Source organism: Mycobacterium sp. 2YAF39, from assembly GCF_052114565.1.
Taxonomy (GTDB): Bacteria; Actinomycetota; Actinomycetes; order Mycobacteriales; family Mycobacteriaceae; genus Mycobacterium.
Window position 1 is genome coordinate 696,379 of record NZ_JBFREZ010000002.1, and the last position, 26,150, is coordinate 722,528.

The window sequence follows — 26,150 nt, forward strand, 5'->3', positions numbered from 1 at the left end:
ACCCTTTGATGTACACATCCGTTTGAGCGGCCTCCACCGGCGGCCCGCCCTCCCTCGCTCTCTGTGCGGTTCATATGTGATGGACCACTGGACCCACCGTTGTGTGGCGCTTGACGCGCGATTTCAAGTCCGATAGCGCATTTGGCATCGCGCTGATTTACCATCACGGATCCTAGTTTGTAGAGCGATGCGTCCGCGTTGCTACGTAAAGCAGGTCCTCAAAGCCCCTGATTGAAGTCCACAACGATAGTCAGCGATCGGCCAGCCCACACCGCAAATGACCCCGCCCGATGGGATGGCTCCAAAAAAGTGGGCGAGTGCAAATCTGCTGCTGACTCCGACCCGCCATCAGGCTCCCGGGACGCCGCCTTTGTCTGGCGAAATGTATTCGATTGGCGGCTAAAACGTTGCCAATCTACGGGATGCTGAATTCGCGAGAGGAGAGGCATGGCGAGCGCTGCGACACTACGCATCCTCATCGACACTAATATCTTCATAGCGGCGGAGAGCGACCCCGACTCATTGCATCCAAATGCCGTCATGGCTACAGAGCTATATCGCGCTGCCACGGAGCTCGGCCACACACTGTGCGTCGGGGCAGGTATCCGCGACGACTTCGCGCGCCATGCCGATGAACAACACAAACGTAGACGCCGCCAGCAACTCACGCGCTATCACGTGTTGAGGCCGATAAACGTCCCCGACGGCTTCCAGGCCCGGGCGGGCTATCCACCACAAATAAGCGCGCAAAGCCATGTCGACTTAACTCTGCTATTGGCCCTTGATCGGGGTGCAGTTCAGTGGTTGGTGACCGAGGACCAACGAATCCTGCCGCATGCCAAGGCGCTTGGTCTCGAAGACCGAGTATTCGGCCTTGTTGACGCGCTCGACGTACTCTCCCGGCAACGGCATCGTCCGATCAGCATCCCCACCGTTGAGACTGTCGCTGGTTATGAGATCAACCGCGACGACCCTATCTTCAACGATTTCGCGGCCGAGTATGGCGTTCGCACTTGGCTGCGGGACAAGGTGGCCAAGGAGGCGCGGCCCTGTCTGATCATGGGTGGTCTCGGTGCCGGTCTAGATGCCATCGTCATCCTTAAGGAGGAGTTCGACGACACCTGGGGGTTGCCAGGACGGGTACTGAAGATCTGCACATTTAAGGTGGCGACTGAAGCCCGTGGCGTGAAGAGGGGAGAGCTTCTCCTCTGGGCCGTTTTCGAGTACGCGCGAACCAACGGGTTCGACTCCATCTTCGTCGAGGCCTTCGAGCAAGAGATCGCCGTTGTCCAACTGTTCGAAAGCTTCGGATTTTCCAAGATCGGGGTCACACATCGAACCGGGGAGGCGGTGCTCGGAAAGCGGCTGCACCCTGTGCCGGGCTCGGCGCCTGTAGACCCTCTCGCCTACCATATTCGACATGGGCCGGGCGCCATTCAACCCGATCGCGTCTTCCTAGTTCCCATATTGCCCAGGTGGCACGCCAGCCTTTTCCCTATCGCGGACGAGTCGCATCAGCTCACCTTGTATGAGGGCATGAGTGATCAGGGAAATGCGATTCGAAAAGCGTACGTGTGCCACTCTGGGTCTAGGCAGCTTAGAGGTGGCGACACGTTGCTGTTCTTGCGCACTCGCGAGGCGCAAATGGTCAATGTGGTTGGGGTGGTAGAGGAAACGTTACGTTCATCGGATCCCACCCAGATTCTCGCCTTCACGGGTCGGCGAACCGTGTACACACCTACCGAGATTCACGAGATGTGCTCGAGGCGAGAGGTACTCGCGATACGATTCCGACTCGATCGAGTCCTCGACACGCCGATAGACTCGGTTGAGCTGATCCAGCAAAGGGTGATGGCACGCTCTCCTCAGAGCATTCAACTGGTAAGAGACGGCGGAGCCCTGTCATGGATAACCAACCTGCTTACCGGATAGCACTCCTGTCGGTTCACGCTGAGTACGCCGACGCACTTGTCACGGGACAAAAAACAGTCGAGTTTCGGAAACGTCCTCTTGCGCCCGACGTAACACACGTGGCCCTCTACGCGACTCATCCGGTGGCGCGGGTAGTTGCGGTGTTCACAGTGCGGGAGCAGGTTATCGATAGCCCGCAACGACTTTGGCGGCAATTTAGTAAGGTAGCTGGCATCTCAAAGGTCAAGTTTCTCGACTACTACGACGGGTGCTCGCGAGGTGTCGGGATTCGTGTCGGTGACCTCGTGAGTCTCGATCGACATGTCACGCTTCAGGAAGCGTTCGGAATTAGCCGGCCGCCGCAGAGTTTTCAGTACTTTGGACCGCATCAGGCTGGGTCGCGACTGGCCGAAATTTTCTCATAGGAACGATGCGGCCATCTGGCTCCCACCTTCAGCGGCAACTGCTTGATACCCGCGCGCTCATGCAAATTCACCCACGGGTGGGCGGCGCAGCCACCCGACGGCTGCCCTGTGCCGCAGATCATGCAGGCGGACGCCTTGGGTTGCGGCTCGGGCCGGTGCAACCGTGCCGTCATGCCGTCGTCTTTCGGGTCGCGCTGGTGCCATCACGGGCAACCGACGCTGCCAACGCGAGGCAGCTCAGCGCAGCCCGGCGTCAGCGGCGCGTCCGTTCGCCTCCCCGGGGATAACCGGGAACTCAATTATTCCAACGCCCGCAAGCGGCCAGTCTTGGTATCGCGCGTGATGTCGCGGTCACATTCCGCCAGCACGTCGTCGACCACCGGCCCCCAATGACTGTATGCCTCGGCGAAGAACCCAGCGTTGTCTTGTTCATCGGCCGTGCAGATGGCGTCGTAGAACAGGACCTTGCCAATTTCAGCGACCTTCATTAGGTCCTCGGCAGTGATGCTTAGGTTCAGGATCGGACTGATGCTATCGAGCAACTCGCCGACAGTGAGCTTGTTGCGCTCCTGCTCATTCCGGTCAAACCGCTCAATAAGCGGTCTCAGGTAGCCCACTGTTTCCGGGTCGTGACAGTAGGTGCAGCCCGGATTGTGCATGGTGGCGTCGTGAACCGGACGGAAGCAGAGCGTCATATGTTCCGGTGCGCCGGGCTGGTCGATGAGGCTTGCGAACGAGGGGACCATCGCGCCGCAGTCGGGGCACTTGATAAGACCCTCACCAATGCGATCGATCATGTTTCTACTTTCGGTTGGTGCTGCGCGCTTTAGCGCCGCGATGTTTTGTGCCGGGGATGCTTGGTTGGACGAATCGATGTTGCTATCAGTCCCTTTGTCTGTTCTCACCGGCGGGACGCCGCTGAACTCTTCTGTGTGTTTGGTAACCGACAAGCCCGGTGTCGAATGACTCGGCATCTGCAGTGGGCAACTTGCGCAGGCGATCCGCCGCTGGTCGGGTGTGGTCGGCATCGGAATCGTCTGGCCGACCGATGCTTCGGCGGTACTCGGCGCGGGAGCCACCGCCAATAACCACCAGTCCGTTGAGGATCTGCTCATACGGTTTGGGTGGCCCCACTTCCACTTCGACCGCGTTCTTCGCCGCCAGGCCGGCCCGGTCAAGGGCATCGCGGATCGCCGCAAGCTTGATCGAGTCGGCCACGTTGTCGTCGGTCGCCATCTTCAACAGTTCGCACGCCATTCGATCGGCTGCTTCCTCGATGCGCTGACGGGCTTTGCGCTTTACCTGTGGCGCCTTGGCGCCATGAAAGTCACAGACGTTCGTCCCATGGCGCGCGGCGTTCTTGCACTGGTCGCCGTTCTTTCGGTGTGCGGTGCACCGCCGCTCTGGGTGGGCGCTACGAGCCCACCGGTCGATAGGTTCGACAGTCGATGGGTCGGTCACTTTGTTCCTCCTTCGGTAAGCGCGTCGGTTGGTCGACTCAGACACAGAACGCACAGAAGGCACAGAAGGCCTCTCATGACGTACCTTCTGTGTGTTGTGTGGCTTTTGCGCACGGGTGCACCTTGTAGCGCGGTGATGCTGGGCGGCCTCCTGTCGATTTCGGTTGGGCCAGCGGGACCAGGTACCCGTGATCTACGAGCTGATCCAGCGCGGGGGTTAGATCAGCTTTCTTCTTGAACACAGACCGACCGGCCACATGCAAGTCGCGCTCGGACACCTCATCCTGGCCGAGATCTCGGACGCGCCTGAGGAGATAGATCGCGTCGGCGGTACCACGATCGGTGCCCATCTCCGAGAACGCGTTGATCGCGGAAGCCTTGAAGTACCCCCCGATCCGTGAGGCCGCCAAAATCGTTTGCGCCGAGATCGGTTCTCGCGGGCCTTTCACAGAGCCATGCTCGGCAAGGTGCAAGATCCCTGCGATGCGCGCCACCGCACCCACATACTTCGCGCCCCAATCAGCAAGCGAGGCAAGTTCACCGTTCCCGGCAAGAGTTGGTTCTACCGCCGCCTCGATCGTCTGCATCGCCTGCTGCGCGGTTTGGGTCAGCGTCAGGACGGCGGGTTCGCCAAAGCAAGCGGCCATCCCCGAAGCGAGCTCGGCAACAACGGCCTCATACCGATTCTCGATCGCCAAGTCGACCGGGGGTGCTGCGATCGTGCGTCGGCCCACCTTTGATACCGGGCGCGCGTAAAGGATGCGCGCCAGAAACCCGCGGCCACGAAACTCCCGGTTGGCGGCAATGGCGGACAACACCGCGGGCTGAATCATCAGGGCTAGGGTGAGCGCGGGGCGGCGAACATGTTCGGGTGGTCGGCCTTTACGGTCCACTTTCAGCGGGTCACCCGAGTGCCCCTTGAGCCACAGGTCCATGTTTGGGATTGACCCCGAGTAGCGCCCGGCAACGATGTCAAAAATCCCGCCTTCAGCTGAAATAATCGCCAACCGACCTCCCTGCTCGACCAACAAGGAGGCAGCGGCCTCAGGCGTGATGTCGTCGGCAACCAGCCGCGTGATTGGGGGAACCTCGATGGACGCCGCGATCGTCGCTGCTCCGATCGCATCAGCCATCCGCTTATCCCGCTCGCTAGCTTTGGCTTTGGCGGCAGTGACGCGTTGTTGTTCCGCGGTTTTGACGGCGATCTGTTTGCGAGTCTCGGCTTCCAGCCGCGCCGCTTGACCTTTATCGGCGAGGTGCGCTTCAACGTCAAAGATCGGACGAGTTAATGCCAACTGGACTGCTGACTTACGTTCACCTGGGGCGGCGATGGTAACGGTGTATAGGCACAGTGGCTCTCGCCAACCGTGGCGGATCTCAATTTCCGCGCGGCCGCCACTGCAGGCTGATAACGCGGATAAGGCTGACGTGGCGGCCATCGCCGGATCAGTCTGTGTGGCTTCGCTGACCGCGCACACCATCTGCGCAATCGGCTCGGGCAGAGCAGCTACGGGGAACGGCGGTACTTGCACGGCCAGGCTCAATGGGACCGGATCGCCATCGACCCAGATCTCATCAACCTCGGGCAGCGGGTCAACGGATTTTGCGTCGATCAATTCGGGCCACCCCTTCCGTTAGGACGTGGGCCGCTCCGGACAGGTCACCGTCATGGTTGAGCTGCGCGTAAGCCCGAAATTTGGTGTAGCCGCGTGGGTGTCCGGGTTCGGTGATGTCGAACACGGTGTTGGGGCTGTAAACGAACAGGCAACCGTTGCGGACAGTCGCGGAGCACGCGGATGTGTGCGTTGGATGCAGCCAGCGAGCCCCATTGGCGTCGGGATCTGCATCGAGGCAACGCCAGCCGTGTGGACCCAGGATGTCGAACCAAGACGTCCTAACGGTGAAGTTGTCGGCTATCGACGGACTCCTCGAGAACCGTGACAGTGGTCGAGGTTCTCGCCGTGGGGTCTTGGGCGGCTCAGGCTTTATTAGGTCGATTAGCCAGGACGGTGGTGCTGCGACCGGAGCGTCGATCCGTACATACGGGCGCCCCGTTTCCGGGTGGATCGATGGTGGTAGTACCACGTAGCCGGTCGACGATTTGAGGTCGATACCGGGCCCAAGTCGCTTGTGGGACAGCCTTCCGGGTGGTCGGCGGTAGAACCGATGGCAACCGCCGTCACCGCGCCCTGAAAGCGTCATCAAAGTCTCTGGAAGAGGTCCGTGCTGTGTCTCCAACTCAGCGAGCGACTCCAGGCCGCCATTCCGCGGATCCATATCGAGTACGAACATCGATTCGGGCACTCGCCCACCGATATTGCAGCCCGCACATTCACCACCCCACCAAAAGGCAACAACTGCGACATCGGTGGTGGCGTCGTAGACGCCGTGACCATGAAGACCGCAGTCGCCGTGGCATTCTTGCCGTTCGCCGCTTCCCTTTGGGTGGGGATTCGGGATCGCCGGAAGCTTGCCGTTCAGCGGGATGATCGGCCAGTTGTTGATCCCGTATTCGATTGCGTAGCTACCGATGTCGTCGGCGTGCAGCACCGAAGCGCCGAGTGTACGCAGTGCGTCGGCTTCTAGGCGCAACCCATCGACGCGGTTGCATTCCTTCCCGGCATCGCGAGCGTGGTGGTCAGACATCGACAGTCCCAATCTGCAATCGTGGCTGTCTTGGGATCAGGCGACAGGCTGGTCGGTGCGGACCTTGCGGTTTTGTTCTATCCAAGCCTCGACATCGCAGCGGCGGTAGTAAACCCGTCGCATCACTTTGACGAAAGCGGGTCCGTTTCCTTTGTGCCGCAAGGCCGCCCACGTTTGAAGGTTCGTTCTTGGAAAGATCGTGGGCATCGTTCCGGAGGGGATCAGCTCCTCTTCGCCGAAATCGCTCAGTTGCCTATCGGTTGCCATGGTCGGCCTATCGGTCTCCACAGATCACCTCGTTTGGTCGGGTTTTGCTGAATTTGTTCCGATAGTCCTCATTTATACTTGGGTAGTTGAAATTCTGCAAGAGTCGTCTAAAATCTGCATCATGGCGACAAGGCGCGTTGAGATCGGCCTTACCGGGGAGACGGTGCGAGCGAACATCAAGCGATTACGTCGGGAAAGGGACATGACGTTGCGTGATCTTTCGGACCACATGGGCCGGGTAGTCCGCCCGATGGCGCATAACACGATAAGTGAGATAGAGCGGGGCGCGCGGCGAGTCGACGTTGACGACTTGATGGCGCTGGCGGAAGGGCTTAATGTCTCCCCAATCGCACTACTGATGCCGAAAGCAGACACCAAGGATCAGCTAGTTCAGGCAACAGGACACCCGCCGGAACGCGCACAAGAATTGCTATGGAACAAGTTGCATGCGTTGCGCATTCGTGGTCTCGGCGCGACCACTGAGCCGACCCTGACAGGCACCGCCGACTACCGGCGCTTCGTCGATTCAAACCCGCCATGGGCCGTCGAGGAAGCGCTGAAACTTGCCGAGGTGCTGCGTGGCGACAATTGAGAAGTATCAAACAGCCACGGGCACAACGCGCTACATGGTCCGCTATCGAACGCCGCAACACACGCAGACCAAGAAACGCGGATTCACCACGAAGCGAGCGGCCGAGGCGTTCGCCAACACGGTCGAAGTCGAGAAGCTCACCGGCAGTTACGTCGCGCCGTCACTCGGTCAGGTCACCATCGGCGAGTTGGGTAAGGAATGGCTTGCGCGCCAAGCGCACCTCAAGGCCAGTTGGTCGGCGCGTCTGGAATCAGTCTGGCGGGTGCATGTCGAACCGCGCTGGGGTCGCCGTCGCATCGCTGACATTCGGCCAACCGAGGTCCAAAAGTGGGTTGCCGAAATGAAACTCTCGCCGTCCTCAGTGGCTCACGCGCAAACGGTCCTGGCAGGCATTCTCGATGACGCGGTCGCTGACCGGCGTCTGGCGACCAACCCGGCGCGTGGCGTGAAGCTACCCCGCAAGACGACGACCAAGCCGCGCAGCTTCTTGACTGCCGCTCAGGTGCATACCTTGGCCGACGAATCAAAGCATCCCGACATCGTTTTGTTGCTCGCGACGACAGGCCTGCGGTGGGGCGAAATGGCGGCGTTGCGGGTCCGCGACGTCGATCTAGGTCGTGGCCGCATTCGCGTGGAGCGGTCGGCGTCCAAGGTCAACGCCAAGACGATCATCGGCACCACCAAGACGCACGCGGCCCGCTCGGTGGCAGTGTCTGCGTCGGTGCTCAAGCTGCTCGCACCGGCAATGGTCGGCAAGTCTCCCGACGAACTGTTATGGCGCCGGTCCGATGGGCATCCATTGCGGCCCCCAACGACGACGCACTGGTTTGGTGCGGCAGTTAAACGGTGCCAGGCGGCAGATGAGAAGTTCCCTCGGGTCACCGTCCATGAACTGCGGCACACGGCGGCGTCGTTGATGATCGCCTCCGGCGCCAACGTCAAGACAGTGCAGTCCCAGCTTGGGCACAAAACGGCGACGATGACGCTCGATCAATACGGGCATCTGTTCCCTGATGACCTAGACGAAGTGGCCGACAAGATGGACGACCTCGTTTCAGGATGTGCCCAAAATGTGCCCAGAAAGGAAGCAGGTCAGAGCGAAAATACCCTCTGACCTGCTAACGAGCCGCATATTCTCAGTGGAGCTGCCGGGAATCGAACCCGGGTCCTACGGCATTCCCTCGAGGCTTCTCCGTGCGCAGTTCGCTATGCCTCTACTTGGATCTCCTGATCACGCGAACAAGTCAGGATGACGATCCCAGTCGCTGTTTGATGTCCCTACGGGTCCCGCGACCGGACCCGTAGGTTTGTCCCTCTAGATGACGCCAGGGTCCGGGTCGAGGGCTCTCCCGGTCTGACGGACTCACAGTCGCTTATGCAGCGAGTGCGAAGTCGCGCTGATTAGAATCGGCGCTTAATTGGTTGCAACGACGCTTACGGTGGTCTCTTGCCTGCACCGGCACGCTTCCCTTGATTCGATGCGCGAAGTCGAAACCGTTCAGCCCCTCGCACCCCCGCCGACTTTCAGCAGGACACTTCATTCTACCGGTGAGCACAACACGCGCCAGCGAATAAAAAGTCCCAGCTAGATCACGTAGTTGAGGTGCTCGACGACGCGCCGACCGACAGCCTCGTCTCCGCCGTAGGTAATCGCGTCGGCGTGCTGCTCGAGCGGCACTCGCCCGCCGGCCAGTCGGCTGAACAGCAAGCCGTCCAGCTGGATCGTCGACGTGGGATCGGCGTCACCGAAATCGTCGACCACTTTGGCCCTGCCCTCGACCGCCACGTTGATCGTGCGGCCCAGCGGGCCCGTCAGCTCGAACGACACCCGCGAACCTTCCGGGGCGCCGCCCAGCTTGCCGACGACAAAGCCCATGCTGGCGGCCATTTCATCCAACGCGAGATCACCGGCTGACCCGACCAGTTCGCTCGCGCTGGCGGGCGCTCCGATCGCGTCGCGGATGTCGTGCTCGTGCATCCAGCAGTCGAAGATGCGCACCCGCATGAAGCGCCCGTAGCTGTCCGGCCCGGCCGGTGTGATGGTCAGATCGTTCCACTGCGCATTGGACAGATCCGACAATGCCTTTCGCCGATCGGCGGTCGTGGCGCGGAACGTCTCGACCAACTCCGCCGCACTGAGCTCCCGGAGCTTGCGCACCCAGCGCTCGTTCATCACCCCGATGTCATTGCGGACATGCTCGAGGGTCGACACGTCGATGTCCGCCTCCGGAGTCTCGACACCCTGCAGCATTGACTCGACCCCGATGAGGTGGGAGATCACGTCGTGCACATTCCATCCGGGCAGCGACGTTGCGTTCTGCCACTGACTGTCGCCGAGCTCGTCGACCAGCGCGTCGAGGTCCCTCCACACCGCGAAAAGGCCGGCGAGGACGGCAGGTTTGTCGAGCACGGTGACGGGGCGCGAGGGGCTGCTCACCGGGCCGACGCTAGCGCTCGCGACGCGCGAGCGTAAGCAAAACGGACCCGTCCTGTCAGACGGCGGTGCCGTCGGCCACCCACGGCACCCGCTCGGCGGTGGCGCCGTCGAGCACCATCGCCGCGACCCGGTCCCGGTGTTCCTCGGCGCCGCCCAGCAGCACGGCGTTGGTGGCCGCGCGTTTGTAGTAGAGGTGCGCCTGATGCTCCCAGGTGAACCCGATGCCGCCGTGCACCTGAATGGTGTCGGTGGCGACATGGCTGCCTGCGGCCGAGCAGACCGCTTGCGCGATGCTCGTCGCCAACGCGGCGTCGTCGGATCCGTCGGTCAGCGCCCAGATCGCGTGATAGGCAGTCGATCTGGCGTGCTCGACATCGACAAGCAGATCCGCGAGCCGATGCTTGACCCCCTGGAAGGACCCGATGGGTCTGCCGAACTGCAGCCGGGACTTCGCGTATTCGACGGACAGGTCGAGCAGATGCTGTGCGGCGCCGACCTGTTCGACGGCCAACAAGGCCGCACCGACCTGAAGCGCATGGTCAAGGACGTGATGGGCTTCCTCGGGTCCGGCGATCACGCGGGCCGGCGCGTCGGAGAACGTGACGTTGGCCTCGGAACGGGTGAGATCGAGTGTGGCCAGCGGTGTGCGCTCCACCCCGTCCGCGGTGGCGTCGACGGCATACAGGGCGACGCCGTCGGCTCCGCGTGCGGCGACCAGCAGGACGTCGGCGAAACCGCCATCGACCACCTGCGTCACCGTGCCTGATAGTGCGTCACCCTCAGCGGTCACGCTGACGGCTTCCGGATCGAAAACGCCGGCCTGGTCCACCACTGCGACGGCCGCGGTGCGCCGCCCCTCGACGAGGTCGCCGAGCAATTCGTCTCGCGCCGGACCGGAGGGGGCAGCAACCAGTGCGGGGATCGCCAGGTACACCGTGCCGAAAAGCGGGCCGCAGCCCAATCGTGCGCCGATCTCCTCGATGGCCACTGCCTGATCGACAAGGGTGCCGCCGACACCACCGTCGGCTTCGGGCACCGATAGGCCGAGGACGCCGAGTTCACCGCCGAGCCGCGCCCACACCTTCGGGTCGAACGGCGGGTCGGACTCCATTAGCGCCCGGATCTTCTCCTCGGCGAAGTGTTCGGCGCTGAACTTACGCACCGCATCGCGCAGCTGTTGCTGCTCTTCGGAGAATTTGAACTCAGCCTGAATGTCGGTCTGATCCGCAAGCTTCTCATCCACGGGGTACCTCTTTCCACGGCATGCCCGCATCGGCACGCAGATCGCCGGGCAGTCCGAGAATGCGCTCGCCGAGGATGTTGCGCATCACCTCCGACGTGCCGCCTTCGATGGTGTTGGCGCGGCTGCGCAGGTACTTCTGCTGGATGGGCCCTTGCCAATCCCGCTCGCCGGTGTGCGCGCCCTGCGAGTAACCGCGGTACAGAAGCCCTTCTGGCCCAAGGAAATCCATGCACCACTGATAAATGTGTTGATTCAGCTCGGCGCCGACCAGCTTGCCGATCGAACCTTCCGGACCGGGGCCACCGACGGTCGCCGCCGCGCGTGACCGTTCCGACGTCAGCCGCTGGGCCTCCGAGCGCAGCCACAGCTGCGTGAGCCGGTCCCGCAGCACCGGCGTATGGCGATCGGGCCGTGAGGCCCATAGCGCGGTGGCGTCGGAGATGGTGCCCGCGCCGCGACGGCTGCCGCTGCCGCCGAGGGCGGTGCGCTCGTTCATCAGCGTCGTCATCGCCACGTTCCAGCCGTTGCCCACCTCGCCGAGGCGGTGCTTGTCCGGGATGCGCGCGTCCGTGAAGTAGACCTCGTTGAATTCGGCCTGTCCTGTTATCTGGCGCAGCGGTCGTGTCTCGACGCCGTCGCCGTGCATGTCGATGACGAAGTAGGACAGCCCCTTGTGCTTGGGCACGTCCGGGTTGGTACGGGCCAGCAGCAGCCCCCAGCGGGCCCGGTGGGCCAGACTCGTCCACACCTTCTGACCGTTGATCACCCAATCGTCGCCGTCAGGTACCGCGGAGGTGGCGAGTCCGGCCAGGTCAGATCCGGCGCCCGGCTCCGAGAACAGCTGACACCACAGGTCCTCGGTGGTGGCCAGCGGCCGTAGCCACTCGCGCTTCACGTCCTCGCTCTGCGCGTGCTCCCGGATTGTCGGCGCCGCCATGCCGTATCCCATCGGGTTGAGCCCGAGCGGCACCGGTCCACCCGCGCCCTGCAGGACACGATCGGCGACAACCTGCAGGCCACGGGACACCCCGAGGCCGCCGAGCCCTTCGGGAAAGTGCACCCACGACAGGCCCGCGTCGTAACAAGCGCCCAGATAGTCAGGGATGGGCACCGTCTTCGGGTCGTGATCGGCGACCACTCCCCTCGCCAGTTCGGCGACCCGTTCGGCATCAGCGTCATTGCTCATACCAGTCACGATAGAAACTCGACACCCGTCGAGACACAGCGGGGCGGTCAAACCTCTCGTTTCACGATTGTTATTAAGGTTTGTCTCAGTTGTCACACGGGTAACACCTGTAACAAGGGAGTTGTGGCTCGCCACACTCCATGTAAAAGAAGAAAGAGTGGAATGGATCATTTGAATGAATACCGTTTTGTACTGCAGCCCCAGCGGCGTCGTTTATGAAACCCGCGCCTACACCAAGGCCGATATCGATCAGCTCGTAAAGAGTCAGGGTCTGCAGTGCTTGAGCAGCGCAGACCGACAGTTCGACTTCTGGTTCGCCACGTCGACGCGGAAGTGTCAACGACAGGCCAACACGATTGCCACCGAATTACTGATGGCGACAACGAATTTCACAGCACGATCGGTTCCCCTTCTCCACGGATGCGTCGTCATCGCCACCCACGATTCGGACGGCGACCTCGACGGACTCAGCTGGCAACAACTGGACGACCTGGCCGCCAAGAACCGCGCGATCACCAATCGCCAGGCCCGCGTTCTCGGCCGCCGAGTCGCGCGGGAAGCTCGCCGCAAGCGGCCTGCTGACCGCCCCGGCGCCCAACCCGTTCACGCGCAGGCGCATCAGCAAATACGCGCTGAACAGCACGTTTCCACAGGCTAGGCGTCGCCTGCCCCTATCGATCGGGCGGGCTGAATCCTGACTGCGCCACCGAGACGGAGATGCTGCTTCCGATCTCACCGTGCTCATCGAAGATGATCGCCGACCCCGTCGCGATGCCGTCCTGGGTCGAATGACTTTGGGACGCCAGCCCGATCACAGATCCCTTCGGCACACGGCTCAGCGTGAGCGTGTAATCGGCGTTGATGAACTTCAACCCTTCCGAGCTCCAATTGACCAGGGAGGCAGTCACATCGGCGGCCATCGCCGCACGAGTGAAGGGTGTCAGCGGCTCACCGTCGATAAGTGGCTGCGACAGCCTCAGCCACGTGTACTTGGCTCCGCCCTGATCCGGCCAGCTCTCGTCTGGATTCTGGATCGGCAGACCCCAGCCGTACGTGCGGATGAACAACGGATTGGTATTCGGCTGCACATCCGTTGGAATCGGCGGCATTTCGACCTTCGGTGACCAAATGGTGCCGCTCGGCTGATCACCGCGACGAAGGAACAGACCACTCGCCTGGCCGACGACCTTGTCCTCTTGGCGGATGACCGCTTCGACGAGACGTAACCGCTTTCCGCTGCGGATCTCGCGGGTCTGCACCTCGATGGGCTCGATCGCGCACGGCCTCGGCAGGTCGACGGTCAGTCGCGCCGGAAGAAAGTCCTGGTCGTCGACGAGTTGTTCGCAAGCCCAGCCCAGGAGCCCGCCGACGACATGCCCGCTGATGAGCGCACCCCAGCCGCCCCTGGCGATCGGACGCGGGTGGTATCTGTCGCCGCGACGCTCGAAATACGCGGCGCCATCGGTGCCCGGCTCAGTCAACGGGTCGCTCCTACGATTCGGCTGTCTAACTAAATCGCAATCAGTATCACTCAGAGCCACGCGGCATCCGCAGCGTCCCCGCGAACCGCTCCCCGATCAGCTGATGGGTCGCCGCGTCGGGATGCAGTTGGTCGGGCAGCGGATGTGTCTGCTCATCCGCCGGACCGTACAGCGTCAGGCCGTCGACGTAGCTGATCGCAGGGTCGTCGACCTGTCTGCGGGCCACGATCGCGGCCAGCTGGGCACGGATGTAGGTGAGCGTCAGCCGCCCCAGTCCGGCTGGCCGACCGGCCTCCGCCGGATCTCCCGTCGCGACGAAGCGCACCTCGCCGCGTGCCAGCGCATCCACGTCGAAAGCGCCGGGCCCCGGGGTGGTTTCGTGGATCGGGCAGTACAGCGGACCGACGACGATCAGCGGCACATCCGGATGTCCGTCGCGGATGGTGTCCAGGAATCCGTGCACAGCGGGACCGAAGGCGCGCTGCCGCATGAGATCCGCGTTCACGAGGTTGATGCCGAGCTTGACGCTCACGACGTCGGCGGGTTGATCCCGGATGGCGCGCGCGACGAACGGGTCCATCAGCGCGCTGCCGGAGAACCCGAGGTTCATCAGATCCACGCCCGCCAAATTGGCGGCGAGTGCGGGCCACGTCGTACTCGGACTCAGGGCGTTCGACCCCTGGCTGATCGAACTCCCGTGGTGGACCCAGCGTTTCCGCTCATCCGGCAGCACGCTGATCGGAGCATCAGTGCGCAGCGCGACCAGCTCGATGCGCTCGTGATGCGGCAGCCAGATCTCGACGTCCTTGTCACCGGCGGGCAGGTCGAAACGGATCGTCGCGGCCGGGCCCGGCTCGAGCCGGGTGTCCCCGGTGGTGGGGTCGATTCGCACCACATCGCCGCCGCTCGTCGCCGCCTGCCGGGCCAAGCCGCCGTTGACGACGAGATCGATTGTGCCGTCGGGCCGCTCCGGAACCCCGAGCAGGACTAGCCGGGTCCGGATGACCTCGAGCTCAAGTTCCGCCGCCGACGTCCGGAAGGCGAAACGCACTGCGGACGGCTGCGATTGCGCCCCGAGCAACTGGGGATCGTCGCACTGCGCGCGGGCTCGGGCCGGGAGTCGGTGCGGCAGCCAGCCCCGCTCAGTGCGCTCGAGATCGGCGAGGCCACGCAGCAGGCCGGCCTCGATCTGATGCTGGATCAGCTGCTCACCTCCACTGGTTGGGTGACCATCCGCTCGTTTGCCTCATCCGTGACGACGCGCCGTCGATTGGCGCGACGCACTGCCCAAAACGTAACCAGAAGCGCGAGTGCCAGCAGCGGATACCCCATCGTGATCCGCGCGAACGCCAGCCAGCCGGTGGACCCGGCGTCATAGAGCCATTCCTGGATGAAGAACCGCGACGCGAAGACGGCAACGAATGTCAGCGTCGCCACGTCGAACGCGCGCAACACGGTCATGTCGGCGCGCCACGCGGGATCCGGACCGGCGCTGCGCACCAGATTCCAGATCACCCCGACCAGGGGGCGTCGCACCACGAGGGACACCGTGAACACCGCCGCCATGGCCAGGCTGAGCCAGATTCCGGGCAGGAAGTAATTCTCCGCAGACCCGGTGGAAAACGCGATCAACGCCGCGACGACGACGCCGAGAAGTCCGGACACGGCCGGCGAAAGCGGCTGCTTGCGAAGCATCCTCAGCACGATGAGTCCCGCACCGGCGCCGACAGCCACCACCACGGCCGCAGTGAGCCCGGCGACCGCATTCATGATGGCGTAGGCGATGGTCGGCACGCCGGCGTACACCAGCCCGGACATACCGCCCATGCGATCGAGCAGCGTCGGTCGCCGTTCGTCGGTGGTCGAGTCGCTCACGCCCTGTCCCCCTTATCCAGGTGCTCGGCCAGAAACTCATCGACGGCGTTCCACATGTCGATCGTGTTGTTCGGGTTGACGAAGCCGTGGCCCTCGTCCTCCTTGACCATGTACTCGACCTCGACGCCACGGGCACGCAGACCCTCGACGAGGTTGTCGGACTCGGCCTGTACCACGCGGACGTCGTTGGCGCCCTGGATGACCAGCAGCGGTGTCTTGATCTGGTCGACCTTGGTGATCGGCGAGCGCGCCAGCATGTCGGCCAACTGTTCCGGGTCGTCGGGGTTGCCGACGAACAGGTGCCAGTTGTTCGCCAGGTGCGGGCGGGCGATCTCGGGCAGCGTGCGCATGAAGTTGCTCAGATCCGAGATGCCGACGTAGTCGACCGCGGCGGCGAACACATCCGGGGTGAACGTCACACCGACAAGAGTCGCGTAGCCGCCGTAGGAGCCCCCGAGGATGGCGACCCGTTCGCGATCGGCGTAGCCCTGTTCGATGGCCCACTCGACGCCGTCGATGAGGTCGTCGTGCATCTTGCCCGCGAACTCGCCGATGGCCGCCTTCTGGAACGCCTTGCCGTAACCCGACGAACCGCGAAAGTTGACCTGCAGCACCGCGTATCCGCGATTGGCGAGCATCTGCACGCCGGGCGCGTACATCCATCCGTCGCGCGCCCACGGCCCACCGTGCACCGTCAGGACCAACGGCAGGTTCTGCTGCCGCCCGCCGATCGGCAGCGTCAGATACGAATGCAGGTCCAGCCCGTCGCGCGACGGAATCGTCACCGGCAGCATCGGCGCCAGTTGCTCCGGATCCAGATGCGGAAAGGGGCGGAACAGCAGTCGGCTCTCACCGGTGTCGTGGTCGTAGAAATAGGTGACACCCGGGTCGCGGTCGTGGTTGAAGCTGACGATCCATTTCCGTCCGCTGGTGTCAGAGGTCAACGCTCCGATGTCACCGTCGGACAGCTTCTCCAGGCCCGCGAGCACGTCGGCGAAGTGCGGATCCAGCGCGTGAATGACCTGTCGCTCACCGAGATACCGCACGCCGAGCAGTTCGCCGGTGGCGCGGCTTTGAATCAGCGGCTCTGGCAAACCGGCCCACACTTGTGCGCGCGTATCGATATCGAACGTCGGATGGCTGTCGACGGCGTACTGCTTGCCGTCGGCCACGTCGAGACGCACCAGTCGGGTGCGGTCGGTGCCCTCGTTGGAGCCCATCCAGATCCCGGTGTCGCCGGGGGTGACGACCGTGGGATACATCCCCATGGTGTAGTCCTTGCCGTCGTACTGTGCGACCGATCGCAGCGTCTCAGTCTTCTTGTCCCACTGCAGAACTTCCAGATCTCCGTCGTTGTTGAGTTTTGTCGCGAACAGGTCGCCGCGACGGCTCGGCAGCCACGAGACCACGTCGCCCGGATTCTGGGCAAGCATCGTCAGTTCGCCCGAGGCGATGTCGAGTTCGTAGGCATCCATCAGTGTCGGGCCGCGCTTGTTGGAGTACACCAGCGCCTTGCCCGGCTTCTCCGGGAGCAGCTCGAAGGCCGACATCACGCCGGGGAACGGGGTGAGATCCGCCGCGGCGGTCTCAGGGGCCTCGAGGTCGACGCGCAGAACGTGCCAGTTCTCGTCGCCACCGGTGTCCTGCAGGTACAGCAGCCATCGCGGGTCGTCGGTCCACGAGAAGTGCAGGATGCTCCTGGTCTCGTCGGCGGTCACGCGCCGGGCATCGGCTCCGAACTCGCCGTCACGGCCCAGCGACGCCACCCAGATGTTGAGGCGGTCCTGCCACGGTGCGAGGTACGCGACGCGGGTGCCGTCCGGGGAGATCGCGGCCCCAGCTCTGGTAGGCGGCTTGAACAAGTCGTCGACGGAGATGAGCTCAGGTTTTGACATGTCTCCATGGCACACCCGGACGCTGCGGCACAGTCAAGTCGAGTCCGATGATTCATGATGGGACCGTGGCGTGGAGCACCCGTGAACTCGCCGAACTGGCGGGCACCACCGTGCGGGCGGTTCGGCACTACCACCAGGTCGGTCTGCTCGACGAGCCCGAGCGCCGCAGCAACGGCTACAAGCAGTACGGCGTCGCACACCTGGTCCGGTTGGTGCGTATCAAGCGGCTCGTCGATCTCGGCTTCTCACTCCCCCAGATCGCGGCGATGGGTGAATCCGACGATCACCCCGAGCAGGCTTTGCGCGAGCTCGACGCCGAACTCGCCGAGACGATCGACCGCCTGCAGCGCGCTCGCGACGAACTCGCAGAACTCCTGAAGCTCTCGGCGCCGACAGATCTGCCACCGGACTTCGTCGCGCCGGATACTGCGGCCAAGATGACCAACGCCGATCGCTCGCTCGTTGTCGTGCTGAGTCGCGTGCTGGGGCCGGATGGCAGGAAGATCTACGCGGACATGATGCGGGAGACACCCGATGATCCCGCGGCCTCCGAGCTGGACAACCTGCCCGCCGACGCCGACGAGGTGACACGTCGCGACCTTGCCGAGCGCCTGGCGCCCTACATTCGTGCGGTCAGACAGGCCCATCCGGGGCTGGACGACTCTCGCGCCGATGCCCCTCGCGGAAAACGCTTCGCGGACAAGGCGATCGACGATGCGATGGCGGACTTGTACAACCCGGCGCAACTGGACGTCTTGCGCCGGGCAGGAGAGATCCTGCGCGGCTCAACCCCCTGACGTCGCGAGCGGTCGCGCGTTCAGCGCCGCCCGACGGGTGCCGCTGAGGTCCAGCTGAGTTCGGATATCGGCACGGGACGCCCGATCATATGGCCCTGCGCCAGGCGGCATCCGGCGGCGTAGACCATCTCCGCCTGTGCCGTCGACTCGATACCCTCGGCGATGAGGCCAAGGCCCAGTTCGCCACAAAGCCTGATGACCGAGCGATACAGCGTCACAATCCGATCGGGCTCGGAGCCCGCCGCGAGACCACGGTCGAGTTTGATGATCTGCACCGGCAATGCGTGCAGGTAGGTCAGGGAGTTGTAGCCTGCTCCGAAGTCGTCAAGGGCAACCTTGATTCCAAACGCATTCAGCCGGGCGATCTGCGCGGCCGCGTCGGCGAGGTCGACGACCGGTACGGACTCGGTGATCTCCAGGACGAGTTGGCTCGGCGCCATTGCGTGCCGCGCCAGCGTTTCACGGACCTGCTGCTCGAAATCGAGGCTGCCGATCCGCGCCGCGCCGATGTTCACATGCAACACGAGATCCACGCCGGCAGCGCGGATCTCGCTGCAGGCCAGATCCAGCACCATGGCATCGAGGGTGGCCCCCAGCCGGGCGGCTTCCGCGGCGGCGACGAACGCGTCGGGCGCAACCTCGGTTCCGTTGGGGGCGGTCCACCGTGCCAGGGCCTCGATCGCGACCGGCGTCGCGTCCGGGAGCCGCGCGATCGGCTGGTAGACGAGGCTGAAGCCGGGCGGGACTCCTCCCTTGGCCTTTCGCAACGCCGTCGGGAACTCCGTCGAGAAGCCCAATGACGGCCGATAGATGACCGCGGTGTCCTTACCTACCCGCTTACCCGCGTACATCGAGATATCCGCCTGCCGCAGTAGGTCATCCGATGTCGGAAGGGGTTCGTCGGGGTTGGGGCGGACTAGACCCATGCTGGCCCGTACTTGAGCGGACGAGCCGTGGACGGCGAACGGGTCGCGAAGGGCGAGGCGGATGCGATCGGCAACGACCTCGGGCGCCTCTCGTTCACCATCGATCAGGATCGCGAACTCGTCGCCCCCGATGCGGGCGAGCGTGTCGGCGTCGCCGACACAACGCCGAAGCCGCTGCCCGACCGCGCAGAGCAGCTCGTCACCGCCCGCGTGGCCGAACCGGTCGTTGAGTTCCTTGAAGTCGTCGAGATCGACGAAGATCAACACGAATGGGCCACGGTGGATTGCCTCGTCGAGCCGCTGGGTGAACAGCAGCCGGTTGGGCAGCCCGGTCAGCGCATCGTGATACACCTGATGGGCTAGTCCGCGCTGCGCGTCATAAAGGCGCTTGGTCAGCAGCCACTGCGACCTCGTCTCGATGAGTTGCCGGGTGGCGACGAGCGCGATCATGACGACGGCCACACAGACGAGAAACAGATTCAACTGCCGTCCGATCAACACGTGAAATGCGAACAACACCGCAGTGCCCACGAATCCCAAGTACGGCAACAGGAGCCGTAGCCAATCCATGGCGTCGCGGTTGATCTCCGGTACCGGTGGCATTTTCAGCTCCAGCATCCCGTACGCGATCAGCAGAAGACCGAGGACGAATCCGACGCCACCCCACAGATCACCGCGTTCGAAGCCGACGGTCCGCAGATAGGCGACCACTCTGTCCGAACTGATCAGCATCACTGCGCCTGCGGCCAGCAGAAGAAAATTCGCCCGATAGGGGCGATCGCGTCGATACAACGTGGCGATCAGCACCGCCGACACGACCACGACCAGTTGGAACGCGGTGTACGTGATCACCACAGCGGTGTTACCGGATCGGGGCAAGGCGGCGCCCGCGAGGGCGCCGACTCCAGCGATCACCGCCAGAATCACGAACGACAGGGCTGCCACCAGCCCATCGATAACGGTGACCACGCGCGCAGTGCGTACCGGGCCGTTTGGCCTCCCGGCCCCGCCGATACCAGCGGACGCCAGTACCGCAAGCGCCCCCAGAGCCAACAATGCGGAAAGGAAATACGCGGCGACAGCCGGCCACGGCGCGGTACCGCCACGCGCGGCCGCGCCGCTCGACCACCAGATCGCGTCACCGGCCAGGTGACTCAACAGGGTCGCGACGCCCAGCAGTCGCCAGAGCCGCGCTTTGCCGGTGACCCGCCACGCCACCGTCAGGCCGCACGCCAGCACCGCGATGCCTGCGACTGCTTGGAACGCGAAATGCACCTGCCGCGCCGTCGCGTCGCCCCATAGGGACAGCGCGTTGATACACAGCACCACCAGGACCCCGGCAAACAATCCGAGGCGCAGCTGGCCGCTCGTGACCGACACCCGGTTCATTTCATCCCGCTATCTCGCGAAACCTTGATGCAATGATGCACTACTTGAGCAAACTGCATATGCCGGTTAGCCCGCCGCAATCATCCCGACCGACAGCAGCGCCGACACCATCCCGACCGCCTGCCAGCGCGTCACGTGCTCACGCAACACCACGATGGCAAGTAAGACCGTCGCCGCCGGGTACAGCGCGATGAGCACGCCGGCAAGCGACAGCATGCCCGAGTGCAATGCCAGCAGGGTCGCTACGTTCGCCACCGCGTCGAGCACCGCCGCGAGGAGCGCCAGCCGCAACGGAACTCCACGCTCCAGCACGAGATTGGCGGTGAACGCCGCCGCCAGCAGCACGATCGCGGTCGACGCGAGCCTGCCGAACACCAGCGGCCACAGCTTGGCCTCGACGGGCACCTGATCGAGAAGTACGAAGTTCATCCCGAACGCCACACCGGATCCGACCGTCAGCCACGCGACCTTCGCAGTGAATCGGTGGGGTTTGACGTCCTCGTCGGTCGCCTCCCGGCTGACGAGCACCACCGCGAACAGCGCCACGACGACACCCACACCGGCGATCAGACCCGGCCGCTCCCCCAAAGCCAGGCCGACGCCGACCGGAATCCCCGCGACGAGGATCGCCGTCAGCGGCGAGACCACCGAGATCGGTCCGGCACCCAGCGCCGCATAGAACCACCAGACACCGAACGCCTGCGCGACGCCGGAACACAACCCCCACACCACCGCGGGGGTCGAGATCTCGCCGCCGAACGGCACCGCGACCACCGTGAGCAGGATCAGCGCCACCGGATAGGAGACGATCACCACTCGCAGCGCGGCGACCCGGCGCGAGGCGATACCGCCCACGAAATCGCTTATCCCGTAACCGAGCGCGGCGATCAGCGCCGTGGCGAACGCGATCAGGTCATGCCCTTGGCGCGACGGCCGAGTTCGCGGGTGATTTCGCGGTCCGCATCGCGCTTGGCCATGTCTTGGCGTTTGTCGCGGGCTTCCTTACCTCGCGCCAACGCCAGTTCGACCTTCACCTTGCCGTCGGAGAAGTACAGCGATAGCGGAACCAGGGTGAGGTTGCCGTCGCGGATGCGCCCGATCAGGTTGTCAATCTGGCTGCGGTGCAACAACAATTTGCGGTTGCGTCGCGGCGTGTGGTTGGTCCAGCTGCCGTGGTGATACTCCGGGATGTGCAGGTTGCGCAACCACACCTCGCCGTCGTCGACGGTGGCGAACGAGTCCGCAAGCGACGCCTGCCCGTCGCGCAGGCTCTTCACCTCGGTGCCGACCAGCTGCACACCCGCCTCGAACGTCTCGAGAATCGAATAGTTGTGCCGCGCCTTGCGATTCGTCGCGACGACCTTGTTGTTGGCAGACCTCGACGGGTCAGCTTTCTTGGCCATCGTTATCTTCGGACGTACAACCGCAGCGTGATGTAGGCCGTGACACCCGACATCGCCATACCCAGGAACAGCATCCACGGCGCGCTGAAGTAGAGGACGTCCGCGTAATCCACCTTGGCGATCAGATTGGCCCGATAGAACTGGTCGAGCGCACTTTCCAGGAACAAGGCGCGGACCAGGATGAGTCCGACGATCGCGATGACCACGCCGACGAACGCCGCTGTCATCGCCTCGACCAGGAAGGGCAACTGGGTGTACCACCGGCTGGCGCCGACCAGTCGCATGATGCCGATCTCGGTACGTCGGGTGTACGCAGCCACCTGAACCATGTTGGCTATCAGAAGAATTGCGCCGATCGCCTGCACGAAGGCCACGGCGAACGCGGCGTTTCTTACGCCGTCGAGGACGGCGAACAGGCGGTCGATCAAGACCTTCTGGTTCAGCACCTGCTGCACTCCGGGCTGGCCGGCCATCGCCTCGTCGAACTGCTGATGCTGTTCGGGGTCGTCGAGCTTGACGATGAAGGACGACGGGAAGGCGTCCTGCCCTGCGAACTCCTTGAACTCCGGGAACTTCTTCACCGCGTCGGCGTAGGCCTCTTCGCGATTCAGGAACCGCACCGAGCGCACGTCGTCGCGGTCCTCGATCTGTTTCCGCAGCGCCTTGCACGGATCGGCGTCGCAGGTGGGGTCCTTGGCGGAGACATCGTTGGTCAGAAAGACCTGGCTCTCCACGCGATCCAGGTAGATGTCGCGCGACTGGTCGGCGAGGCGGACCACCAGCAGGCCGCCGCCGAACAGGCCGATCGAGATCGCGGTCGTCAGGATCATCGCGATCGTCATCGTCACATTGCGACGGAACCCGGTGAGGACCTCATTGACGAGGAATCCGAAGCGCACTAGCGGTCCATTCCGTAGACGCCGCGCTGCTCGTCGCGAACCAGCCTGCCCAATTCCAACTCCACGACGCGCTGGCGCATCGAGTCGACGATGTGATGGTCGTGGGTGGCCATCACCACCGTCGTGCCCGTGCGGTTGATGCGCTCGAGTAGATCCATGATGTCCTTGCTGGTCTCGGGGTCCAGGTTGCCGGTCGGCTCATCGGCCAGCAGCACCAGCGGCCGGTTGACGAACGCCCTGGCGATGGCCACCCGCTGCTGTTCACCACCCGAGAGCTCGTTGGGCAGCCGGTTGGCCTTACCCGAGAGGCCGACCATCTCCAACACGTCGGGCACCACGCGGTTGATCACCTCTGAGCGCTTGCCGATGACTTCGAGCGCGAAGGCGACGTTCTCGAAAACCGTCTTCTGCTGCAGCAGCCGGAAATCCTGGAACACGCAGCCCAGTACCTGCCTCAGACCCGGGATATGGCGGCCGGCCAGCTTGTTGACGTGGAACTTCGATACGCGGATATCCCCAGATGAGGGCGTGTCCTCGGCGAGCAGCAGCCGCATGAACGTCGACTTTCCCGAACCCGACGGTCCGATGAGGAAGACGAACTCACCCTTGTCGATCTTGACCGACACGTTGTCGAGCGCGGGTCGCGCCGACGATTTATACATCTTCGAGACATGGTCAAGGGTGATCATCACGGAGCGCCAGTGTAGCGGGGGGACTCTTTCGCCCTAGCCGGGCGAGGATGTAGTCGTCGGTGTCAGTCCGGGCACCGTCGGCACCGGAGGCAGGGTGATCGGCCCCAGCGGGCCCGAACCGTCCGGATCCACCACCGGCCCGGCCGGGGTGGTTTCCGTCGGTGACGTGGGACTGGTCGTCGGCGACGTCGGGCTGGTCGGCGATGTCGGACTCGTGGTGTCCGTCGGGCTGGTGGTGGTCGTTGTCGTGGTCGTCGTAGTGGTGGTGGTGGTTTCCTCAGGCTCTTTGGGCCGTCGCACGTTGGTACGCGGCACCCATGTGTAGTTCGGGTCCGGCACGAACCCAGGGGGCACGACCGCAGGCGCAGGCGCCTCCGGGACGGCGCGAGTGGGCTCGAGATTGTGATACACCCAGAACAACGCGATGAACGCGACGACGAGCACGGCCGTCGAGACCCGAATCTTGCCGCCGAGCTTCACCTTCAGCCAAGAGGTCATTTCCGGTCCTCCGGCGGGCCCTGCGTTTCGTCCTCGGCGCCGCCCGATGTCGCGGGATGCACGATGGCCCCCACCATCGGCGCGGAGCCGTCAGCTGTCGCCGCGATGCCCGCGCCGCGCAGCGCGCGGACCACGAGAACACGAATCCGGCGGCCGACCTCGAACTGTTTGCCTGGCAGGGTGCGGGCCACCATCCGCAGGTTGACGGTATCCAACTCGATGCTCTCCACACCCATCAACTGCGGCGGGTCCAGCAGGAGCGCGCTCAGCCCCGGATCCTCCATCGCCTTCTTGGCAACGCCGTGGAGCAGGTCATTGACGACGTTGAGGTCCGCCGACGTCGGCACAGGGATGTCGATGACGGCACGTGCCCAGTCCTTGGACAGGTTCACCGTCTTGACGATCTGACCGTTCGGGATCGTGAACATCTCGCCCTCGCTGGAGCGCAGCTTGGTAACGCGAAGGGTGACATCCTCCACCGTGCCCTCAGCGGGCAGCGCGATACCGGTGACGGTGAGCGACACCAGGTCACCGAAGCCGTACTGCTTCTCGGTGATGATGAAAAACCCGGAGAGCAGATCCTGGACGACGCGCTGCGCGCCGAAGCCGAGGGCGGCGCCCAGCACCGCGGCGGGCGCGACCAAGGATCCGACCGGGATGGCGAGGATCGAAGTGATCTGCATCGTCACGATGACGAAGAGCAGGGCGACCGTCACCCACGAGATCACCGATGCGACGGCCTGGCGGTGCTTGGCACTCTCCGTGCGCACCAGCTGGTCGGTTTCCTGGTACTCGGCGTCGATGCGCCGAACGACTCGGCGCGCGAACCAGTTGATGAACCGGGCAGCCAGCAAGCCGCCGATCAGGTAAAGCCCGATCGGCACGCCTCTTTCGAGGAGCCAGACGCCGATGCTGCCCTGCCAGAAACCGGTCCACCGGTCGGCCAGGGCGAGTGCGGTCAGGTTGCTATTCGTCATCTCGTCTATTGCGCCAACGAATTCCGGCCTCGAGGAATCCGTCGATATCACCGTCGAGCACTGCGGCCGGATTACCGACCTCGTACTCGGTGCGCAAGTCCTTTACCATTTGATACGGATGTAATACGTAGGAGCGCATCTGATTGCCCCATGAGCTTCCGCCGTCGCCCTTCAAGGCGTCCATCTCGGCGCGCTCTTCTAAACGCTTGCGCTCCAATAACTTTGCCTGGAGAACCCGCATTGCCGAGACCTTGTTCTGCAACTGCGACTTCTCGTTCTGGCAAGTGACCACGATACCGGTTGGGATGTGCGTGAGTCGAACCGCAGAGTCGGTGGTGTTCACCGACTGACCGCCCGGTCCGCTGGATCGGTACACGTCAACGCGTACGTCGCCCTCGGGAATGTCTATGTGGTCGGTCGTTTCGGTGACGGGCAACACTTCCACTTCGGCGAAAGATGTTTGACGCCTGCCCTGATTGTCGAACGGACTGATCCGCACCAGCCGGTGTGTGCCCTGCTCCACCGACAACGTGCCGTAGGCGTATGGCGCGTGCACCGCGAAGGTTGCGCTCTTGATTCCGGCTTCTTCGGCGTAGGACGTATCGAACACCTCGACCGGATAGTTGTGTTGCTCGGCCCAGCGCACGTACATCCGCATCAACATCTCGGCCCAGTCCGCCGCGTCCACGCCGCCCGCGCCGGAGCGGATGTTCAGTAGCGCCTCGCGTTGGTCGTACTCGCCGGACAGCAGCGTGCGCACTTCCATCGCCTCGAGGTCCTCGCGCAGCTTATTGAGCTCGGTGTCGGCTTCTGCTTGCGCTTCCGCGGCACCTGCACCTTCTTCTTCGGCGGCCATCTCGTAGAGCACGGGCAGGTCGTCAAGGCGCTGCCTGAGTTCCTCGACGCGGCGCAACTCGCCCTGGGTGTGGGACAGCTCGCTGGTGACCTTCTGCGCCCGGGACTGGTCGTCCCACAGGTTGGGGTCGGAGGCCTCGTGCTCGAGCTTTTCCATCCGGACACGCAGGCCCTCGACGTCGAGCACCCGCTCCACCGTGGTCAGGGTGGAGTCGAGTGCTGCGATGTCGGCTTGCCGGTCGGGATCCACGGGAATTCAGGGTACCTGTGAGAGATCCCGACACAGTTATCCCTGA

Annotated in this window: 25 protein-coding genes and 1 other RNA gene; 6 read left to right on the forward strand and 20 right to left on the reverse strand. The window is 63.8% G+C overall.

The window, feature by feature from the left end:
• Positions 1 to 447 precede the first annotated feature (447 nt).
• Both AB4Z42_RS08885 and AB4Z42_RS08890 read left to right on the forward strand, forming a co-directional pair.
• The gene (locus AB4Z42_RS08885; RefSeq protein WP_442008746.1) at positions 448 to 1,932 is read left to right on the forward strand and encodes a GNAT family N-acetyltransferase; all 1,485 of its coding nucleotides are present in this window, start codon (positions 448 to 450) and stop codon (positions 1,930 to 1,932) included.
• Positions 1,905 to 2,336: an ASCH domain-containing protein gene (locus AB4Z42_RS08890; RefSeq protein WP_442008747.1), complete on the forward strand. Its 432-nt coding sequence runs from the start codon at positions 1,905 to 1,907 to the stop codon at positions 2,334 to 2,336. Before AB4Z42_RS08885 ends, AB4Z42_RS08890 begins: the two co-directional genes overlap by 28 nt.
• A gap of 299 nt (positions 2,337 to 2,635) precedes the next feature.
• Here AB4Z42_RS08890 and AB4Z42_RS08895 read toward each other — a convergent pair whose 3' ends face one another.
• From AB4Z42_RS08895 to AB4Z42_RS08910, 4 genes are all read right to left on the reverse strand, one after another.
• Positions 2,636 to 3,133 carry a hypothetical protein gene (locus AB4Z42_RS08895; protein WP_442008748.1) on the reverse strand — a complete coding sequence of 166 codons (498 nt, stop codon included), beginning with the start codon at positions 3,131 to 3,133 and terminating at the stop codon, positions 2,636 to 2,638.
• Between the two features lie 85 nt (positions 3,134 to 3,218).
• Complete coding sequence (locus tag AB4Z42_RS08900; RefSeq protein ID WP_442008749.1) at positions 3,219 to 3,797, reverse strand: hypothetical protein; 579 nt, start codon at positions 3,795 to 3,797, stop codon at positions 3,219 to 3,221.
• Positions 3,798 to 3,870: 73 nt separating this feature from the next.
• Positions 3,871 to 5,412, reverse strand: a complete 1,542-nt coding sequence (locus AB4Z42_RS08905) for a YfjI family protein (RefSeq protein ID WP_442008750.1) — start codon at positions 5,410 to 5,412, stop codon at positions 3,871 to 3,873.
• Positions 5,390 to 6,346, reverse strand: coding sequence for a bifunctional DNA primase/polymerase (locus tag AB4Z42_RS08910; protein WP_442008751.1), 957 nt, complete (start codon positions 6,344 to 6,346; stop codon positions 5,390 to 5,392). Before AB4Z42_RS08910 ends, AB4Z42_RS08905 begins: the two co-directional genes overlap by 23 nt.
• A 295-nt stretch (positions 6,347 to 6,641) precedes the next feature.
• Between AB4Z42_RS08910 and AB4Z42_RS08915 the strand changes: the two genes are divergently transcribed.
• A complete protein-coding gene (locus AB4Z42_RS08915) occupies positions 6,642 to 7,301 on the forward strand; it encodes a helix-turn-helix domain-containing protein (RefSeq protein ID WP_442008752.1) in 660 nt (219 codons plus the stop codon).
• A 187-nt stretch (positions 7,302 to 7,488) separates the two neighbouring features.
• A complete protein-coding gene (locus tag AB4Z42_RS08920) occupies positions 7,489 to 8,415 on the forward strand; it encodes a tyrosine-type recombinase/integrase (protein WP_442008753.1) in 927 nt (308 codons plus the stop codon).
• Between the two features lie 23 nt (positions 8,416 to 8,438).
• Here AB4Z42_RS08920 and ssrA read toward each other — a convergent pair.
• The 4 genes from ssrA to AB4Z42_RS08940 all read right to left on the reverse strand — a co-directional run bounded on the left by ssrA (position 8,439) and on the right by AB4Z42_RS08940 (position 12,167).
• Positions 8,439 to 8,807, reverse strand: a transfer-messenger RNA (tmRNA) gene (ssrA, locus tag AB4Z42_RS08925).
• Positions 8,808 to 8,886: 79 nt separating this feature from the next.
• Positions 8,887 to 9,738 (reverse strand): maleylpyruvate isomerase family mycothiol-dependent enzyme, encoded by an 852-nt coding sequence (locus AB4Z42_RS08930; RefSeq protein WP_442008754.1) that lies wholly within the window; start codon positions 9,736 to 9,738, stop codon positions 8,887 to 8,889.
• A 55-nt stretch (positions 9,739 to 9,793) separates the two neighbouring features.
• Positions 9,794 to 10,981, reverse strand: a complete 1,188-nt coding sequence (locus AB4Z42_RS08935) for an acyl-CoA dehydrogenase family protein (protein WP_442008755.1) — start codon at positions 10,979 to 10,981, stop codon at positions 9,794 to 9,796.
• Positions 10,974 to 12,167, reverse strand: a complete 1,194-nt coding sequence (locus tag AB4Z42_RS08940; protein ID WP_442008756.1) for an acyl-CoA dehydrogenase family protein — start codon at positions 12,165 to 12,167, stop codon at positions 10,974 to 10,976. The genes AB4Z42_RS08935 and AB4Z42_RS08940 overlap by 8 nt, the downstream gene beginning before the upstream one ends.
• 175 nt (positions 12,168 to 12,342) lie before the next feature.
• Here AB4Z42_RS08940 and AB4Z42_RS08945 point away from each other — a divergent pair, with 175 nt between their 5' ends.
• Positions 12,343 to 12,825, forward strand: coding sequence for a hypothetical protein (locus AB4Z42_RS08945; protein ID WP_442008757.1), 483 nt, complete (start codon positions 12,343 to 12,345; stop codon positions 12,823 to 12,825).
• Between the two features lie 13 nt (positions 12,826 to 12,838).
• Here AB4Z42_RS08945 and AB4Z42_RS08950 read toward each other — a convergent pair whose 3' ends face one another.
• From AB4Z42_RS08950 to AB4Z42_RS08965, 4 genes are read right to left on the reverse strand one after another with little or no spacing between them, the layout of a single operon-like run.
• Complete coding sequence (locus AB4Z42_RS08950) at positions 12,839 to 13,648, reverse strand: thioesterase family protein (protein ID WP_442008758.1); 810 nt, start codon at positions 13,646 to 13,648, stop codon at positions 12,839 to 12,841.
• Positions 13,649 to 13,694: 46 nt separating this feature from the next.
• The gene (locus AB4Z42_RS08955) at positions 13,695 to 14,849 is read right to left on the reverse strand and encodes an SGNH/GDSL hydrolase family protein (RefSeq protein ID WP_442008895.1); all 1,155 of its coding nucleotides are present in this window, start codon (positions 14,847 to 14,849) and stop codon (positions 13,695 to 13,697) included.
• The gene (locus AB4Z42_RS08960; RefSeq protein WP_442008896.1) at positions 14,849 to 15,475 is read right to left on the reverse strand and encodes a DUF3159 domain-containing protein; all 627 of its coding nucleotides are present in this window, start codon (positions 15,473 to 15,475) and stop codon (positions 14,849 to 14,851) included. Before AB4Z42_RS08960 ends, AB4Z42_RS08955 begins: the two co-directional genes overlap by 1 nt.
• A gap of 44 nt (positions 15,476 to 15,519) precedes the next feature.
• Complete coding sequence (locus AB4Z42_RS08965) at positions 15,520 to 17,418, reverse strand: S9 family peptidase (protein WP_442008759.1); 1,899 nt, start codon at positions 17,416 to 17,418, stop codon at positions 15,520 to 15,522.
• A gap of 47 nt (positions 17,419 to 17,465) precedes the next feature.
• Between AB4Z42_RS08965 and AB4Z42_RS08970 the strand changes: the two genes are divergently transcribed.
• Positions 17,466 to 18,215, forward strand: a complete 750-nt coding sequence (locus AB4Z42_RS08970; RefSeq protein WP_442008760.1) for a helix-turn-helix domain-containing protein — start codon at positions 17,466 to 17,468, stop codon at positions 18,213 to 18,215.
• Between the two features lie 20 nt (positions 18,216 to 18,235).
• Here AB4Z42_RS08970 and AB4Z42_RS08975 read toward each other — a convergent pair whose 3' ends face one another.
• From AB4Z42_RS08975 to prfB, 8 genes are all read right to left on the reverse strand, one after another.
• Positions 18,236 to 20,521 carry a putative bifunctional diguanylate cyclase/phosphodiesterase gene (locus AB4Z42_RS08975; RefSeq protein ID WP_442008761.1) on the reverse strand — a complete coding sequence of 762 codons (2,286 nt, stop codon included), beginning with the start codon at positions 20,519 to 20,521 and terminating at the stop codon, positions 18,236 to 18,238.
• Between the two features lie 75 nt (positions 20,522 to 20,596).
• Positions 20,597 to 21,385 (reverse strand): EamA family transporter, encoded by a 789-nt coding sequence (locus AB4Z42_RS08980; RefSeq protein WP_442008762.1) that lies wholly within the window; start codon positions 21,383 to 21,385, stop codon positions 20,597 to 20,599.
• A 53-nt stretch (positions 21,386 to 21,438) separates the two neighbouring features.
• Positions 21,439 to 21,933, reverse strand: coding sequence for an SsrA-binding protein SmpB (gene smpB, locus AB4Z42_RS08985; RefSeq protein ID WP_442008763.1), 495 nt, complete (start codon positions 21,931 to 21,933; stop codon positions 21,439 to 21,441).
• Positions 21,934 to 21,935: 2 nt separating this feature from the next.
• Positions 21,936 to 22,832, reverse strand: coding sequence for a permease-like cell division protein FtsX (gene ftsX / locus AB4Z42_RS08990; RefSeq protein WP_442008764.1), 897 nt, complete (start codon positions 22,830 to 22,832; stop codon positions 21,936 to 21,938).
• Positions 22,832 to 23,521 (reverse strand): cell division ATP-binding protein FtsE, encoded by a 690-nt coding sequence (gene ftsE / locus AB4Z42_RS08995; RefSeq protein WP_442008897.1) that lies wholly within the window; start codon positions 23,519 to 23,521, stop codon positions 22,832 to 22,834. Before ftsE ends, ftsX begins: the two co-directional genes overlap by 1 nt.
• Before the next feature lie 36 nt (positions 23,522 to 23,557).
• On the reverse strand, positions 23,558 to 24,022 hold the full coding sequence (locus AB4Z42_RS09000; protein WP_442008765.1) for a hypothetical protein: 465 nt from the start codon (positions 24,020 to 24,022) through the stop codon (positions 23,558 to 23,560).
• Positions 24,019 to 24,999, reverse strand: coding sequence for a mechanosensitive ion channel family protein (locus AB4Z42_RS09005; RefSeq protein WP_442008766.1), 981 nt, complete (start codon positions 24,997 to 24,999; stop codon positions 24,019 to 24,021). Before AB4Z42_RS09005 ends, AB4Z42_RS09000 begins: the two co-directional genes overlap by 4 nt.
• A complete protein-coding gene (gene prfB / locus AB4Z42_RS09010) occupies positions 24,989 to 26,104 on the reverse strand; it encodes a peptide chain release factor 2 (RefSeq protein WP_442008767.1) in 1,116 nt (371 codons plus the stop codon). Before prfB ends, AB4Z42_RS09005 begins: the two co-directional genes overlap by 11 nt.
• Positions 26,105 to 26,150 lie beyond the last annotated feature (46 nt).

Excerpts from the sequence above, each read along its gene's own strand:
- AB4Z42_RS08945 (WP_442008757.1), top strand. The coding sequence starts at position 12,343 with ATGAATACCGTTTTGTACTGCAGCCCCAGCGGCGTCGTTTATGAAACC.
- AB4Z42_RS09000 (WP_442008765.1), bottom strand. The coding sequence starts at position 24,022 with ATGACCTCTTGGCTGAAGGTGAAGCTCGGCGGCAAGATTCGGGTCTCG.
- AB4Z42_RS08940 (WP_442008756.1), bottom strand. The coding sequence starts at position 12,167 with ATGAGCAATGACGCTGATGCCGAACGGGTCGCCGAACTGGCGAGGGGA.
- AB4Z42_RS08960 (WP_442008896.1), bottom strand. The coding sequence starts at position 15,475 with ATGGGCGGTATGTCCGGGCTGGTGTACGCCGGCGTGCCGACCATCGCC.
- AB4Z42_RS08890 (WP_442008747.1), top strand. The coding sequence starts at position 1,905 with ATGGATAACCAACCTGCTTACCGGATAGCACTCCTGTCGGTTCACGCT.
- AB4Z42_RS08965 (WP_442008759.1), bottom strand. The coding sequence starts at position 17,418 with ATGTCAAAACCTGAGCTCATCTCCGTCGACGACTTGTTCAAGCCGCCT.
- smpB (WP_442008763.1), bottom strand. The coding sequence starts at position 21,933 with ATGGCCAAGAAAGCTGACCCGTCGAGGTCTGCCAACAACAAGGTCGTC.
- AB4Z42_RS08970 (WP_442008760.1), top strand. The coding sequence starts at position 17,466 with ATGATTCATGATGGGACCGTGGCGTGGAGCACCCGTGAACTCGCCGAA.
- AB4Z42_RS08895 (WP_442008748.1), bottom strand. The coding sequence starts at position 3,133 with ATGATCGATCGCATTGGTGAGGGTCTTATCAAGTGCCCCGACTGCGGC.
- AB4Z42_RS08885 (WP_442008746.1), top strand. The coding sequence starts at position 448 with ATGGCGAGCGCTGCGACACTACGCATCCTCATCGACACTAATATCTTC.
- AB4Z42_RS09005 (WP_442008766.1), bottom strand. The coding sequence starts at position 24,999 with ATGACGAATAGCAACCTGACCGCACTCGCCCTGGCCGACCGGTGGACC.
- ftsE (WP_442008897.1), bottom strand. The coding sequence starts at position 23,521 with ATGATCACCCTTGACCATGTCTCGAAGATGTATAAATCGTCGGCGCGA.